General features: G+C 69.9%; 14 protein-coding genes. 13 read left to right on the top strand and 1 reads right to left on the bottom strand.

Annotated features, from left to right (window positions below):
* From FJ091_20545 to FJ091_20530, 4 genes are all read left to right on the top strand, one after another.
* Window positions 1–231 (top strand): exodeoxyribonuclease VII large subunit (locus tag FJ091_20545; GenBank protein ID MBM4385745.1); only part of this gene is annotated, 231 nt, incomplete at its 5' end.
* A gap of 71 nt (window positions 232–302) precedes the next feature.
* Entirely contained in the window at window positions 303–590 is a 288-nt protein-coding gene (locus tag FJ091_20540; protein ID MBM4385744.1) for an exodeoxyribonuclease VII small subunit, read from the top strand.
* Entirely contained in the window at window positions 590–1432 is an 843-nt protein-coding gene (locus FJ091_20535) for a polyprenyl synthetase family protein (GenBank protein MBM4385743.1), read from the top strand. The genes FJ091_20540 and FJ091_20535 overlap by 1 nt, the downstream gene beginning before the upstream one ends.
* A 23-nt stretch (window positions 1433–1455) precedes the next feature.
* Window positions 1456–3333 carry a 1-deoxy-D-xylulose-5-phosphate synthase gene (locus tag FJ091_20530; protein MBM4385742.1) on the top strand — a complete coding sequence of 626 codons (1878 nt, stop codon included), beginning with the start codon at window positions 1456–1458 and terminating at the stop codon, window positions 3331–3333.
* On the opposite strand, the gene FJ091_20525 is transcribed toward FJ091_20530, so the two are convergent.
* Entirely contained in the window at window positions 3330–4229 is a 900-nt protein-coding gene (locus FJ091_20525; protein MBM4385741.1) for a hypothetical protein, read from the bottom strand. The genes FJ091_20530 and FJ091_20525 overlap by 4 nt on opposite strands.
* Window positions 4230–4326: 97 nt before the next feature.
* Here FJ091_20525 and FJ091_20520 point away from each other — a divergent pair, with 97 nt between their 5' ends.
* From FJ091_20520 to FJ091_20480, 9 genes are all read left to right on the top strand, one after another.
* Window positions 4327–5088 (top strand): TlyA family RNA methyltransferase, encoded by a 762-nt coding sequence (locus FJ091_20520; GenBank protein MBM4385740.1) that lies wholly within the window; start codon window positions 4327–4329, stop codon window positions 5086–5088.
* A gap of 110 nt (window positions 5089–5198) precedes the next feature.
* Entirely contained in the window at window positions 5199–5525 is a 327-nt protein-coding gene (gene erpA, locus FJ091_20515; GenBank protein MBM4385739.1) for an iron-sulfur cluster insertion protein ErpA, read from the top strand.
* A gap of 217 nt (window positions 5526–5742) precedes the next feature.
* Window positions 5743–6933: a cysteine desulfurase gene (locus FJ091_20510; GenBank protein MBM4385738.1), complete on the top strand. Its 1191-nt coding sequence runs from the start codon at window positions 5743–5745 to the stop codon at window positions 6931–6933.
* A 95-nt stretch (window positions 6934–7028) separates the two neighbouring features.
* On the top strand, window positions 7029–7856 hold the full coding sequence (cysC, locus tag FJ091_20505; protein ID MBM4385737.1) for an adenylyl-sulfate kinase: 828 nt from the start codon (window positions 7029–7031) through the stop codon (window positions 7854–7856).
* Between the two features lie 9 nt (window positions 7857–7865).
* Window positions 7866–9647, top strand: a complete 1782-nt coding sequence (locus tag FJ091_20500; GenBank protein ID MBM4385736.1) for a tetratricopeptide repeat protein — start codon at window positions 7866–7868, stop codon at window positions 9645–9647.
* Window positions 9644–10396 (top strand): hypothetical protein, encoded by a 753-nt coding sequence (locus tag FJ091_20495; GenBank protein MBM4385735.1) that lies wholly within the window; start codon window positions 9644–9646, stop codon window positions 10394–10396. The genes FJ091_20500 and FJ091_20495 overlap by 4 nt, the downstream gene beginning before the upstream one ends.
* Window positions 10397–10413: 17 nt before the next feature.
* A complete protein-coding gene (locus tag FJ091_20490) occupies window positions 10414–12426 on the top strand; it encodes a hypothetical protein (protein ID MBM4385734.1) in 2013 nt (670 codons plus the stop codon).
* Between the two features lies 1 nt (window position 12427).
* Window positions 12428–13399: an ABC transporter permease gene (locus FJ091_20485; GenBank protein MBM4385733.1), complete on the top strand. Its 972-nt coding sequence runs from the start codon at window positions 12428–12430 to the stop codon at window positions 13397–13399.
* 2 nt (window positions 13400–13401) lie between these two features.
* Window positions 13402–14424: an ABC transporter permease gene (locus FJ091_20480; GenBank protein ID MBM4385732.1), complete on the top strand. Its 1023-nt coding sequence runs from the start codon at window positions 13402–13404 to the stop codon at window positions 14422–14424.

The following is a 14424-nucleotide window of genomic DNA, read 5'->3' as shown; positions in this document are numbered from 1 at the left end:
GCCGCGCAGCGCATCGCCGCGCAGCCGCGCGCGCGTTTCGCCACCGCCGCTGCGCGCCTCGACGCGCTCTCGCCGCTCGCGGTGCTCGGCCGCGGCTACGCGCTCGCGCGCGATGCGCGCGGCGAGATCCTGCGCGACGCCGCGCAAGCTGCGCCAGGCGACGAGATCGCACTGCGCCTCGCGCGCGGCGAGCTGACCGCCACGGTGAAGAGCGCGCGCAGCGAGAGCTGAACCACGCCGCCAGCGGCACTCGCCAAGCAACGCCTGCCGCTCCCCCCGAGTGAAGCGGTTAGAGTCCGCCAATGCCGGCCCGCCGCAGCGCCTCGAACAAGCCCGAAGCCGCCCCCACCGAGAGCTTCGAGGGCGCGCTCGAGCAGCTCGAAGGTCTCGTGGAGCAGCTCGAGTCCGGTGATCTCCCGCTCGAAGACGCGCTGAAGGCCTTCGAGCAAGGCGTCGCACTGTCGCGGCGCTGCGCCGGTGAGCTCGACGCAGCGGAACGCCGCATCGAGGTGTTGGTCGAGCAAGGCGCGGGGCTCGTGACGGAACCGTTCGACGAGCCGCTCGAAACCGACGAGGACGACGCGTCCTAATGGGTGCGGACTGGCTCAGCGAGCGCAGCGCGCTCGTGGATCGATATCTCGAGGGCCGCCTTCCGCCGGCGAGCGAGCCGCCCGCGGTGCTGCACGCGGCGATGCGCCACCTCGTGTTCCCGGGCGGGAAGCGACTGCGCCCCGCGTTCGTGTTGGCAGGCTGCGAGGCGGTGGGTGCGACCGCCGATGCCGCGCTGCCGGCAGCCGCCGCGGTCGAGCTCGTTCACACCTACTCACTGATTCACGACGACCTGCCGTGCATGGACGACGACGTGGAGCGCCGCGGCAGGCCCACCGTGCACGTCGCGTTCGGCGAGGCGAACGCGCTGCTCGCGGGCGACGCGCTGCTCGCGCTCGCCTTCGAGGTGCTCGCCGACGCGGAGGGCAGCTGCGGCGCCGCGGCGGTGGCGTGGTGCACGCGCACGCTCGCGACCGCTGCGGGCTCGCGACAGCTCGTCGGCGGGCAGGTCGACGATCTCGCGTTCGCCGTGGGCGGCCCGGCGACGCTCGCGCGCGTCGAATCGGTGCATCGGCGCAAGTCGGCCGCGCTGATCGCGGCGTCCGTCGCGTGCGGCGCGAGGCTCGGCAACGCGGACGCAGCACTGCTGGCGAACCTCGCGGCTTTCGGCGAAGAAGTCGGCGTGGCGTTCCAAATCGCAGACGACGTCCTCGACGCGCACCAGAACGAGGCGTGTTCCGTGGTGTCCCTGCTTGGAGCCGGCGGGGCGCGTGCGCGCGCGGACGCGCTGCTCGCGAGCGCGCTGAAGCGCATCGAGCGGCTGGGCGAGAAAGGCGCGGCGCTGCGCATGCTCGCGGAGATGGCCGTGCGGAGAGAGAAGTGAGCGGCGAAGTAGTGACCACGAACGTGCTCGAGCAGATCGCCTCGCCCGAGGACCTCCGCCGCCTCCCGCGCGAGCAGCTCGCCGCGGTGACCGAGGCGCTGCGCGAAGAGATCGTGCGCAACGTCGCCGCGACCGGCGGGCACCTCGCGTCGAGCCTCGGCGCGGTCGAGCTGATCACCGCGCTGCACTACGTGTTCGACACGCCGCGCGACAAGCTCGTGTTCGACGTCGGCCACCAGGCCTACGCGCACAAGATGCTGACGGGGCGGCGCGCAGGCTTCCCCAAGATCGGGCAAGAGGGCGGCATCGGAAAGTTCCTGCGCCGCGGCGAGTCGCCGTACGACGCGTTCGGCGCGGGCCACGCGGGCACGTCGATCTCGGCGGCGCTCGGCATGGCGCGCGCGATGCAGCACCAGGGCCGTAACAACGTCGCGATCGCCGTCATCGGCGACGGCGGCATGACGGCGGGCATGGCGTTCGAAGCGCTCAACCACGCGGGCGACCTCAAGCAGAAAAACCTCGTGGTCGTGCTCAACGACAACGAGATGTCGATCTCACCCAACGTCGGCGCGATGTCGTCGTACCTCTCGCGCAAGCTCTCGGCGCCGATGGTGCGGCGCGTGAAGCACTGGGCGAAGGACTTTCTCAGCTCGATGCCCGGCGACATGCTGCACTGGGCGCAGAAGGCCGAAGAGTCGCTGAAGGTCTTCTTCTCGCCCGGGCTGTTGTTCGAGGCGCTCAGCTTCAAGTACGTCGGGCCGATCCAGGGGCACCGCATCGACGTCGTGCTCGAAACGTTCGAGAACGTGAAGGCGATGCTGCAGGCGGGCGACGGGCCGATCCTCGTGCACGCGCTCACCGCCAAGGGCTACGGCTACGAGCCCGCACAGAACGATCCGTTCAAGTACCACGGCGTGAATCCGTTCGACGTCGAGTCGGGCAAGTTCCTCCCCTCGAAGCCCGGACCGCCGAAATACCAGCGCGTGTTCGCCGACACGCTGATCCGCCTCGCGCGCGAGGATGCGCGCATCGTCGGCATCACGGCCGCGATGGCGGACGGCACGAGCCTCGATCTGTTCCAGCGCGAGTTCCCGAGCCGCTTCTACGACGTCGGCATCGCCGAGCAGCACGCCGTCACGTTCGCGGCGGGCCTCGCGAGCGAGGGCATGAAGCCGGTCGCGGCGATCTACAGCACGTTCCTGCAGCGCGCGTACGACCAGGTCGTTCACGACGTGTGCCTGCAGAACCTCGACGTGACCTTCGCGATGGACCGCGCGGGCCTCGTCGGCGCGGACGGCGCGACGCATCAGGGCATGTTCGACATCGCGTACCTGCGCACGCTCCCGAACATCATCTGCCTCGCGCCGAAGGACGAGAACGAGCTGCAGCACATGCTGCGCACCGCGGTCGAGTACCCCGGCCCCGCGGCGATTCGCTACCCGCGCGGCGAAGGCTTCGGCGTGCCGATGGATCCCGAGATCAAGGCCGTCCGCGTCGGCGAGGCCGAATTGTTACGGGACGGCAGCGACGCCGCGATCCTCGCCTACGGCACGCTCGCGCACGTCGCCTTCGACGCCGCTGCGGAGCTCGCCGCCGAGGGCGTCTCGTGCGCCGTGCTGAACGCGCGCTTCGCGAAGCCGCTCGACGAGGCGCGCATCCTCGCGCTCGCGCGCAAAGTGCGCGCGCTGATCACGGTCGAGGAGCACACCGGCATGGGCGGCTTCGGCAGCGCCGTGCTCGAGCTGCTCGCGCGCGAGGGCGTCGCGACGCCGGTGCACGCGCTCGCGCTGGGCGACCAGCTGCACGAGCACGGCAGCCCCGCGAAGCAGCGCGCGGCAGCGGGGCTCGATGTGGCGGGGATGGCGAAGACGCTGCGGGAGCTGTTGGGGACGCGCGGCTAGCCGCGACCGCGACCGCGAACGCGTATCCCCATGACCCCCGCGACGAGCAGACAAAGCCCGCTGCTCGGCTCCGGGACCATCACGTTGTAGTTCGCCTCAGCGCCGGCAGCGGAGCTGAGCGTCATCCCATTCGCGAGCCGCACCGCCGTCACGCGAGCCGTGTTGAACACGTCGACCGTGGCGCCGTCGACTCCGGCGATCGCGGGTTCACTGGTCGCGGTCAAGATCGCGAGCACCCGGTAAGTGGCTCCGGCCAGCGGAACGAAGGTGAGCTGGAACGTCGCGTCGAAGCGACCGTCGGCGTTGCCGCCATCTGAAAGCGGGATCTGACCCAGCGCGGGAAACGGGGGCGGAAGGGGCGCGCATGCGCACGTGGAGTCGGCGATTGCGTAGGCGACCTGGGTTCCCGAGCTCGCGTCGACGATGCTGATCTCATAGCTGACGCGCCCCCAGTTTCCCCAGAAGCCGTCTAACGCGATGTCGAGGGTGACCGCCGAACCTGGCCCGCTGAACTGAAACGACCAGTCGTCCGCCCAAAGGCTCCGGGCTGAAGCGCTGTCCTCGATTCGCGTGTTTCCGTTCGGGTGCTCGTCGTACTCGGAGGCATAGCTCCGGACGCGGTTCGACCCAAAATCCGTGACGGCCGAGGCGGAAGCCGCGAAACACCCACCGGGGCTAGGGCAAGCGCCTCCGGGGTAGGCGTCGAACACTGCCTCCGACACGACGACCCCCGCGGCGAGGGTTTGAGCGGAGTCCGAGTTCTCGGCCAAGACGAAGCCTGCCGTGTCGTAGAGAGTCGAGGACGCGCCGACCGCGCTCTCGATGAGGGGCGCCGCCTGTGAGGCGACAGCGATGGTGACCACGACGGGCGCGAGGAGCAAAGCTGCGCGGTTCATGCTGGGTCCCTCCCTCTCATGTGGCCGAGAGATCCTTGGGGTGGCACACAATCTTGGGAGCGCATCGCGGCGTAGGCCCGCGTGCTAGGCCTCGACCATGCCTACCAAGCTCCGCCTCGACGAGCTCGTGCTCACCCGCGGCCTCGCGGAGACGCGCACGAAGGCCCAGGCGCTGATCCTCGCCGGCCGCGTGCTCGTGAACGACGCGCCGGTCGACAAGCCCGGCACGCGCATCGCGGAGGACGCGGCGCTGCGCGTGCGCGGCGAGGAGCGCCGCTACGTCTCGCGCGGCGGCGAGAAGCTCGCGGGCGCGCTGGCGGATCTCGGCGTCGAGGTCGCGGGCAAGCGCTGCCTCGACGTGGGGGCCTCGACGGGCGGCTTCACCGATTGCCTGCTGCAGCACGGCGCGGCGCACGTGATCGCGCTCGACGTCGGCTACGGGCAGCTCGACCTGAAGCTGCGCGGCGATCCGCGCGTGACGGTCGTCGAGCGCGTGAATGCGCGCGAGATGAGCGCGGAGCAGGTGCCGCCCGAGCCGCCGGTCGCGCTCGTCGTGGTCGACGTGAGCTTCATCTCGGCCACGCTCGTGCTGCCGCGCATCGCGGCGGTGGCGCCGCGTGCCGAGTTGCTGGTGATGGTGAAGCCGCAGTTCGAGGTGGGCCGCGAGCGCGTCGGGAAGGGCGGCGTCGTGCGCGACGACGCCGACCGCGCCGCTGCGGTCGCCCGCGTGCGCGAAGCCGCGGCGGCGCTTGGCTACGAGCCGCTCGGAGAAGCCGAGAGCCGCCTCGCCGGGCCAGCGGGGAATCGCGAAGTGTTCGTGCGGCTCGGGCCGAGCGGCGGTGCCGCGCACGGGGGCTGAGGGGCCGTCCCCGGGAGTGTCGTCGCGGGCCCACGAATCAAGACCGATCTCGTTCCGATTTCGCGGCGCTGTTAGATTTCGCCACTTCGCGCCAAGGAGCACCGATGTCGCTGATCAACGTCACCGAGTCCGCCGCGTCGCAGATCAAGCGCTTGCTCGACGCCGAGGGCAAAGCGGCCACGCACGCGCTGCGCATGAAGGTGGTGGGCGGCGGCTGCTCGGGGCTGCAGTACCAGCTGTCGTTCGATCCCAACCTGAAGGAGAACGACACGCAGATCGAGAGCGCGGGCGTGCGCGTGGTCGTGGACGAGAAGAGCGCGCTCTACCTGGTGGGAACGACGCTGGACTACCTCGACTCGCTGATGGAGTCGGGCTTCAAGATCAATAATCCGAACGCGAAGAATTCGTGCGGGTGTGGGCAGTCGTTTTCGGCGTAGTGGGTGTGCGGGTCCGCGAGGCGTCGACGGGCCTTCGCGTTCGGTCTTTCCTTGTTGACTTCGCATCGGCCTCGAAGACTCGGCCGCTGCTGCGCGCTTCGCTTGCGGTCTCGGCCGACGTGCTTGGGTGGAGCGTTCGACTTCGAGGTCGTTCTGACTCGTTTGCTGGGCGTGACGTGCGCTCAGGAATTCGGAGAGCGCGGTGACGGACGGGGCTGTGGCTTCTCGCGTGCCCATTTATCTCGATCATCACGCGACCACGCCTTGTGATCCGCGCGTGGTCGAGGCGATGCGGGGGTATTGGAGCGCGGAGTTCGGGAATCCGGCGAGTGCGTCGCATGCGTTTGGGTGGCGGGCGGAGGCGGCGGTCGAGAATGCGCGCGAGGAGATTGCGCGCGCGCTCGGGGCGGAGGATCCGCGCGAGATCGTGTTCACGAGCGGCGCGACGGAGAGCGACAACCTCGCGTTGCAGGGCGTCGTGCGCGCGCGTGGCGCGATCGGCTCGCACGTCGTGACTGCGGCGACGGAGCATCCCGCCGTGCTCGACACGGCGCGTGCGCTCGCGAAGCAGGGTGCGCAGCTCACGGTGCTGCCGGTCGATGCGGGCGGTCGCGTTTCGCCGGGCGACGTTGCGCGCGCGATCACGCGGGAGACGGCGCTCGTGTCGGTGATGGCCGCGAACGGAGAGATCGGTGCGCTCGCACCGCTCACCGAGATCGCGGGGGTGTGCGGCGAGCGCGGCGTGCTGTTTCACAGCGACGCGGCGCAGGCGGTGGGGAAGATCGCGCTGAACGTGGAGGCGCTCGGCGTCGACTTGCTCTCGGTCTCGTCGCACAAGCTGTACGGTCCGAAGGGCATCGGCGCGCTCTACGTGCGGCGCCGGCGCCGCAGCGGCGAGCGGATCGCGCTCGCGCCAATTCTCTACGGCGGCGGGCAGGAGCGCGGGATGCGCAGCGGCACGCTCGCGACGCCGCTGATCGTCGGCTTCGCGCGCGCCCTGACGATTGCGGTCGCCGAGCAGGCCGCCGAGTCCGCGCGGCTCGGGCGCTTGCGCGAGCGCCTGGTCGCGCAGCTGCGAGAGCTCGCCGGGGGCGTGCTCGTGAACGGCGCCGAGTCGCCGCGCCTCGCGGGCAACCTGAACGTGGCGTTCGAGGGCGTGCGCGCAGACGCCGTGATCGCGCGCCTTCACGACGTCGCGCTCTCCACCGGCTCTGCCTGCAGCAGCGCGAAGCCCGAGCCGAGCCACGTGCTCGCCGCGCTCGGCCTCGCTCCCGAGCGCATCGCTGCGTCGCTGCGCATCGGCCTCGGCCGCTTCACCACCGAAGCCGAGATCGACTTCGCCGCCCGCCGAATTGCCGCCGAAGTGCGCACCTTCCGCACCTCGAAAAACCCCGCAGCACCCGCGTAACCCCACCGCTACGTTGCGCCGCCCTTAGAGACCTGAGGCCCGAAGCCAGAAGCCGAGCCCTAGCCCCGCGCAACAGCCGAGTCGGATCCTCCTCGATGTCGAACGCTCCTCCCGAGCAGGTCGGCCGAGGCCGCAAGCGAAGCGCGCAGCGAGGCGAAGCCGAGCGGAGTAAACCAAGAGGATTCGCCGACGCGCTCCGACGGTCGAGGTGGCTCAGATGCATCGACGCGCGTCGGCGAAGCGCGCAGCAGCGGCCGAGTCTTCGAGGCCGATGCGAAGTAAACAAGGACCAACGCGGTCAGGAGACGCCTGTGAGCGGAACAAAGGCAACGAACATCACTTGGCACGCCGGGAGCATCAATAGACGCGACCGCGAAGCGGTCCTGGGACAGCGCGGCGCCACGGTGTGGCTCACGGGGCTCTCGGGCTCGGGCAAGTCGACGGTCGCGGTCGCAGTGGAAGCCGAGCTCGTGAAGCGCGGCAAGCTCGCCTACGTGCTCGACGGCGACAACGTGCGCCACGGCCTCAACAAGAACCTCGGCTTCTCGCCGGAAGACCGCACCGAGAACATTCGCCGCATCGGCGAGGTCTCGAAGCTCTTCACCGACTGCGGCGTGCTCGTCTTCACCTCGTTCATCTCGCCGTACCGCGCCGATCGCGATCAGGTGCGCGCGCTGTTCGCGCCGGGTGACTTCGTCGAGGTGTACGTCGCGGCGGACGTCGCCACGTGCGAGGCGCGCGATCCGAAGGGCCTCTACAAGAAGGCGCGCGCCGGTCAGATCCCGGAGTTCACCGGCATCTCGGCGCCGTACGAAGCGCCGGACAAGCCCGAGCTCGTGCTCGAGACCGGCAGCCAGACGCTCGAGCAGAGCGTGAACGTCGTGCTCGGGTACCTCGAGAAGAGCGGCTACCTGGGCCGGTAGCCCAGTCGAATGAGGAGCCTCGCGGCGGCAGCGCTCGCGCTCGGGCTTGCCGCGTGCGCGTCGTCGGCGCCGCAGCGCGAGCCGAGCTTCCCGCCCATGCCCGCGCCGCCGGAAGCGAGCGCCGCGCCGGACACGACGCCGCCCGAGCCTGCGCGCACGCTCGACGAGGAGCTCGAGCACGCCCATGCGAGTCTCGATTCGGGCGAGCTCGACGAGGCGTTCGCGGCGTACGAGCGCGCGGTGGCGCTCGCGCCGGCCGACGCGGAGCTGCTCACGCGCGCGGCGCAGCTCGCGTTCCGTCTGGGCAGCACGGACGCCGCGATCGACTACGCGACGCGCGCGCGCGAAGCCGGCGGGCAAGACGCGTGGCTGCGCCAATTCCTCGCGGAGTCGCGGCGCGCAGAGCGCGACTACGCGGGGATGGCGGCGCTGCTCGAGGCGCCGAACGGCGAGCCGCTCGACCCCGAGGCCGCGGCGTTTCTCTACTCCGCGTGGCTCGAGCAGGGCGACTTCGAACGCGCGCGAAGCGTGGCGCGCTGGCAGGTCGACGTGGAGCCCGAGACGCCGGCGGGCTGGCTGAACCTCGCGGAGGTGACCGAGAAGCTCGGCGACGCCGCGGCCGCGGAGAAGATTCTGCGCGAGGCGAGCGCGAAGCAGCCGCGCGAGACGCAGTACCTCGCCGCGATCGCCGCCGGCCGTCGCGCGCGCGGCGACCGGCTCGGAGAGCTCGGCGTGCTGGCGGAGCTGTTGTGGCGCGATGCGAACGACGCGTCGTCGTGGCTCGCGAAGGCCGAGGCGGAGTTCGACCTCGGCCGCGAGGCCGATGGCGTGAAATCGCTCGCGCGCGCCGAGCAGCTTCAGCCCGAAGACCTGCGCACCACGATGCGGCTCGCGCTGATCGACCTGCAGCGCGGCGCATTCAAAGAGGCGGAGGCCCGACTCGCGCGCGTCTCCGAGCTCTTCCCCGAGCAGTACGAGATCGCCTACTTCCTCGGCGTCGCGCGCCGGCGCTCCGGCGACGTGGAGGGCGCGCTCACTGCGCTCGATCGCATCGCAGAGGATCACCCGCGCTTCTCGGATGGCCGCGTGCAGGTCGCGGGCATCCTCGAAGCGAGTGGCGACTTCGAAGGCGCGCGGCTCGAGGTGGAGCGCGCGCAAGCGATCGAGAACTCGAAGCCGCTCGCCTACTACCACGCGAGCCTCGTCGCGAAAGGCGGCGACCTCACAGGCGGGATCGCAGAGCTCGAGGCGATGCTGCGCGGCGACGCAGACGACGCCGAGACGCACTACAACATCGGCATTCTGCGCGGCGAAGCGCGCGAGCTCGACGCCGCGATCGCGAAGATGAACGAGACGCTCGCGCTCGATCCGAATCACGCCGGCGCGCTGAACTTCGTCGGCTACAGCTGGGCCGAGCGCGGCGAGCGCCTCGACGAGGCGCAGCGACTGATCGAGCGCGCGCTCGCGCAGCGTCCCGACGACGGCTTCATCACGGACAGCCTCGCCTGGGTGTTCTATCAGCGCGGGAAGCAAGAGCTCGCCGCGGGGCGCCAGCCGGCGGCGCGTGCGCTCTTCGAGAAGGCGCGCGTGAAGCTCGAAGAGGCGCAGAGGCTCACCGGCGGAGATCCGGTGATCTCCGAGCATCTCGGCGACGTGTACCTCGCGCTCGGCAAGAAGCGCACCGCACTCCAGAAGTACGAGCTCGCGGTGACTCAGTCGCCGCGCGCCGGCGAGCAGCCCGAGCTCGCCGCGAAGCTCGAGCGCCTGCGCCGCGAGCTCGCGCCGCGATGAAGGCAGGCGCGCTCGCGCTGTTCATGCTGAGCGCGGCGCTCAGTGCGTGCGTGACGCCGCCGCCCGTCGCGGAGTGGCAGGCGGTCGCCGCCGGCGATGCGCGGGCAGACGAGCGCCTCGCGTGGTTGCGCGCGCACGCCGCCGCGCGGCACTCCGTGCGCGCCAACGCGCGCGTCGAGCTGGCGGGTGCGGCCGGCGAGTCGTTTTCGAAGCAGCTCGTGCTCGCGGAGCGCGACGCGAAGCTGCGCATCGAAGTCGTGGGCGTGCTGAATCAGCGCGTGCTCGTGCTGGCGAGCGACGGCGCCGAGTACGACATCTACCGCGCCGACTCGGGCAAGATCGAGACGGGGCCGGTCGACGCCGGCGTGCTCTGGCGCGTGGCGCGCATTCCGCTGCTGCCGAGCGAAGCGGTGGGGTTGTTATTGGCCGCGCCCGCGATTCCCGACGAGGCTCCGCGCGCGGAGCTGAACGCGGCCGGCGATCTGCGCTTCAGCTGGGCGGACCGCGGAGTCACCTTCGACGCGGCGGGCGTCTTCCGCGAAGCGCGCGTGCTGTCGCCGCTCGACGCGCAGGAGCTCGCGGTCGCGCGCTTCGGGGATTGGCGAGGCGAGGGCGCAGCCGCGTTCCCGCATCGCATCGAGCTCGACTTCATCTCGTACAAGGGCAGCGCGGTGCTCGAGATTCGCGACGCCGAGGTGAATCCGAATCTCGATCCGAGCTGGTTTCGCCTGAAAGCCCCGGCACAATGAGACGCGGAGGCGCGCCCATGAGAGCTCGGCGAAGCGTCGTACTGGCTGCGGCCATGCTCGCCGTGCTCTCGTGCAACAACAGCCCGTACTCGGAGGCCGAGTCGGGCGAGAAGGTGCTCTATCAGGCCTTCAGCGACGCGCCGCGCAGGCTCGACGTCGCCGAGGCCTACGATGTCGTCGCGCATGCCTTCACCGGCCTCGTTCACGACAAGCTGCTCGAATACCACTATCTGAAACGGCCCTTCGAGCTGATCCCGAGCCTCGCGACCGAAGTGCCGCACGCGGAGGCGCAGCCCGACGGCAGCGTGATCTACCGCTTCCGCATGCGGCCCGGCGTGCTGTTCAGCAGCGACCCGTGCTTCGAGCTCGCCGGGCCGGGACTTCGCACGCGCGAGGCGACGACGCGCGACATCGCGTTCCAGCTGCAGCGCCTCGCCGACCCGCTGCTCGAAGTCCAGGTGCGCGACGCGTTCCTGAACATCGACGGCTTCGAGGCGTTCATGACCGCGCTGGGAGAGCGCCGCAAGGCGGACGCCGAGTTCGCCGCGCTGCCGAAGCACGAGCAGTACGCCGCGCTCGGCGGCATCGCGGGCGTGAAGACGCCGACGCCCTACGAGCTCGAGATTCACCTCACGCGCCCGTACCCGCAGATCCTCTACTGGTTCGCGCTCGAGTTCACGTCGCCGATCGCGTGGGAATCCGTCGCTTATTACGACGGCGAAGAGGGCCGCCCGCTGTTCCGCGACTGGGCGGTGGGCACCGGTCCGTTCAAGCTCACCGTGTACGACAAGCAGGCGTTCGTGCAGTTCGTGAAGAACGAGAACTGGTACGGCCTGAAGGCGAAGAGTCCGGAGGAAGCGCCGGGCGCGTTCTACCCGAGCGAGGGCGAGCCCGGCGACGCAGAGCGCGGGCTCCTCGAGTACGCGGGCCAGCGACTGCCTTTGGCCGATCGCCTGGAGTACCGGCGCGACAAAGAGTCGATCCCGGGCTTCCACAAGTTCCTGCAGGGTTATTACGACCGCTCGGGAATCATCCGCGAGAGCTTCGATCAGGTCGTGAAGAACGATCGGCTCTCGCCGGAAATGGAGCAGAAGGGCATCGAGCTCTCGAGCACCGTGTCGCCCGGATGGTTCTATCTCGGCTTCAACATGGAGGACGCCGTCGTCGGCGCGAAGGGCGGCGAGCGAGCGAAGAAGCTGCGGCAGGCGATGAGCCTCGCGATCGACTCCGAAACGTGGATTCGCCTGTTCCTGAACGGCCGCGGGCTCGCCTCGCAGTCGATGATTCCGCCGGGCCTCTACGGCTACGACCCCGAATACGTGAACCCGTATCGCAAGCCCGACCTCGAGCGCGCGCGAAAGCTCCTCGTCGAGGCGGGCTACCCGGACGGCGTCGATCCCGCCACGGGCAAGCCGCTGAAGCTCAGCTTCGACGCGTACATCGTGAACACGGTGCAGGAGCTGCAGGACGAGTTCTTCATCAACGAGTGGCGCAAGCTCGGCCTCGACGTCGAGCTGAAGGCGACCACCTACAACGAGTTCCAGAACAAGGTTCAGCGCCTCGCTTATCAGGTCTACTTCTGGGGCTGGTCCGCGGACTATCCCGATCCCGAGAATTTCTTCTTCCTGCGCAGCTGCGACTACCGGCGCTCGACCGTCGGCGGCCCCAACAGCACGAACTTCTGCCACCCCGAGTTCGAGAAGTACTTCCAGCAGATGCGCGTGATGGACAACGGCCCGGAGCGCATGGCCGTGATACAGGCGATGCGCCGCGTGATCGAGGAGGAGCGCCCGCACATCGAGCTCTATCACCCCGAGGACTACCTGCTCGTGCACGGCTGGATCCACAACGTGAAGCAGTTCGGGATGTCGCAGCCGATGTCGAAGTACTACGCGGTCGATCCCGACCTGCGCACGCAGCAGCGCGCGGCCTGGAATCGCCCCGTGCGCTGGCCCGCGTACGCGATCGGTCTCGCGCTCGTGCTCGGCATGATCCCCGCGTTCCGCACCTTCTTCCGCGAGCGGCAGTGACGTGGCCGCCTACGTGATCCGCAGGCTCGCCTACGGCTTCGGCGTCGTGCTCGGCGTGCTCGGCCTCCTGTTCGTGCTGTTCTTCACCGTCGCTTCGCCCGACGACATCGCGCGCCGCGCGCTCGGCGAGAAGGCGCGCCAATCGGCGATCGACCAGTGGAAGGCGAACCACGGCTACGACCGCCCACTCTTGCCCTCGTTCGCGGAGGGCGGGCTCCGTAACAACCTGCTGTACGACCACTACCGCCGGATGCTCACGTTCGACTTCGGCCACAGCGACGTCGACGGCGTGCCGATCGGCGAGCGCCTCGCGCGCGGTGCGCCCGCGAGCCTCGCGCTGATGATCCCGCTGTTCCTGATCGAGATCGCGCTCGCGATCGCCGTCGGCCTCTTCGTCGCGGTCTTCCGCGGCACCTACATCGATCGCATGGGCGTGTTCCTGTGCGTGCTGCTGATGTCGCTGCCGATCCTGCTGCAGATCATCGGCGCGCAGTACCTGATCGCGAAGCTGCTCTCGTGGTTCCCGCTCTCCGGCTTCTCGCGCGATCCAGACGTGATCGCGCGCTTCCTCGCGCTGCCCGTGCTCGTGGGCGTGATTTCGGGCGTCGGCGGCGAAGTGCGCTTCCTGCGCACCGTGTTCGTGGAGGAAACGAGCCGCGACTACGTGCGCACCGCGCGCGCCAAGGGCGCGAGCGAGATGCGCGTGATGCTGCGCCACGTGCTGCGCAACAGCCTGATCCCGGTGCTGACGCGCGTGCTGCTCACGATCCCGTTCCTGTTCACGGGCTCGCTCTTGCTCGAGGCCTTCTTCGGCATCCCCGGCCTCGGCGGCATCACGGTCGACGCGATCAACGCCAACGACTTCGCGACGCTGCGCGTGATGGTGTTCATCGGCGCGCTCGCGTTCGTGGTGACGCAGATCATCACCGACGTGAGCTATGCGCTCGTCGATCCGCGCGTGCGGCTGGAGTAGGCGTGGAAGCGCACGTCGTCGGGAATCTGATCGTCGCCGCGCTGCTCGCGCTCGGGCTCTGGGCGGGGCGCGCGATCCGTAAGAACCGGCTCTGGCGCGAGGCGCTGGCCGAGGTGTGGCGGCGGCGCTGGGGGTCGGTGCTCGTGATCGCGCTGTTCGTCGGGATCGCGCTGCTGGACTCGATCGCGTGGATCGGCGGAGAGACGAAGGGCGAGGACGTCGTCGCCGCGAACGAGGCGCGCAGCGTGATCGACCGCGCCTTCGCGGGCGTCGCGGAGGAGAGCTACTCGGCGCCGCTCGCGGACGTCACGTTCTACGAGAAGTTCGCGCTCAACGATCCCGGCGGACACCTGCTCGGCACCGACATCCTCGGCCGCGACGTGCTCTATCGCACGCTGAAGGGTGCGCGCGTGGCGCTGCTGATCGGCGGCTTCACCAGCGCGATCGCGATCCCGCTGGCGCTCTTGTTGGGCGTGACCGCGGGCTACTTCGGCGGCCGCTGGGACGACCTGGTGTTCTTCGTGATGTCGACCCTCGCCTCGATCCCGTCGCTCTTGCTGCTGATCGCGATCGTGATGGCGCTCGGGCGCGGCACCTGGCAGGTGTGCTTCGCGCTCGGCGTCACGAGCTGGGTCGGGCTCTCGCGCGTCTCGCGGGGCGAGACGCTGAAGCTGCGCGAGCTCGATTACGTGCAGGCCGCGCGCGCGCTCGGCGTGTCGGAGGCGCGCATCCTGTGGCGCCACATCGTCCCGAACCTGTTCCACCTCGTGATCATCACGTTCGTGCTGCTGTTCTCCGGCCTCGTGATCTCCGAGACGATTCTCTCGTACCTCGGCATCGGCGTGGACGGCAGCTGGGGCCAGATGATCGACCAGGCGCGCAACGAGCTCGCGCGCGAGCCGATCGTGTGGTGGAACATCGCCGCAGCGGGCACCGCGATCTTCGCGCTGCTGCTCGCCGTGAACCTCGTGGGCGACGCGCTGCGCGACGTGCTCGATCCGCGCACGGCGCGGGAGCGCGAGTAA

The organism is Deltaproteobacteria bacterium (assembly GCA_016875395.1).
Classification (GTDB): Bacteria; Myxococcota_A; UBA9160; order UBA9160; family UBA6930; genus VGRF01.
The sequence above is the reverse complement of the archived record's forward strand: the minus strand, read 5'-3'. Positions and strand labels throughout refer to the sequence as shown.

What these genes read in the sequence shown, in the direction of transcription:
- FJ091_20540 (MBM4385744.1), top strand. Translation starts at nt 303, where the DNA reads ATGCCGGCCCGCCGCAGCGCCTCGAACAAGCCCGAAGCCGCCCCCACC.
- FJ091_20535 (MBM4385743.1), top strand. Translation starts at nt 590, where the DNA reads ATGGGTGCGGACTGGCTCAGCGAGCGCAGCGCGCTCGTGGATCGATAT.
- FJ091_20525 (MBM4385741.1), bottom strand. Translation starts at nt 4,229, where the DNA reads ATGAACCGCGCAGCTTTGCTCCTCGCGCCCGTCGTGGTCACCATCGCT.
- FJ091_20520 (MBM4385740.1), top strand. Translation starts at nt 4,327, where the DNA reads ATGCCTACCAAGCTCCGCCTCGACGAGCTCGTGCTCACCCGCGGCCTC.
- cysC (MBM4385737.1), top strand. Translation starts at nt 7,029, where the DNA reads ATGTCGAACGCTCCTCCCGAGCAGGTCGGCCGAGGCCGCAAGCGAAGC.
- FJ091_20500 (MBM4385736.1), top strand. Translation starts at nt 7,866, where the DNA reads ATGAGGAGCCTCGCGGCGGCAGCGCTCGCGCTCGGGCTTGCCGCGTGC.
- FJ091_20495 (MBM4385735.1), top strand. Translation starts at nt 9,644, where the DNA reads ATGAAGGCAGGCGCGCTCGCGCTGTTCATGCTGAGCGCGGCGCTCAGT.
- FJ091_20490 (MBM4385734.1), top strand. Translation starts at nt 10,414, where the DNA reads ATGAGAGCTCGGCGAAGCGTCGTACTGGCTGCGGCCATGCTCGCCGTG.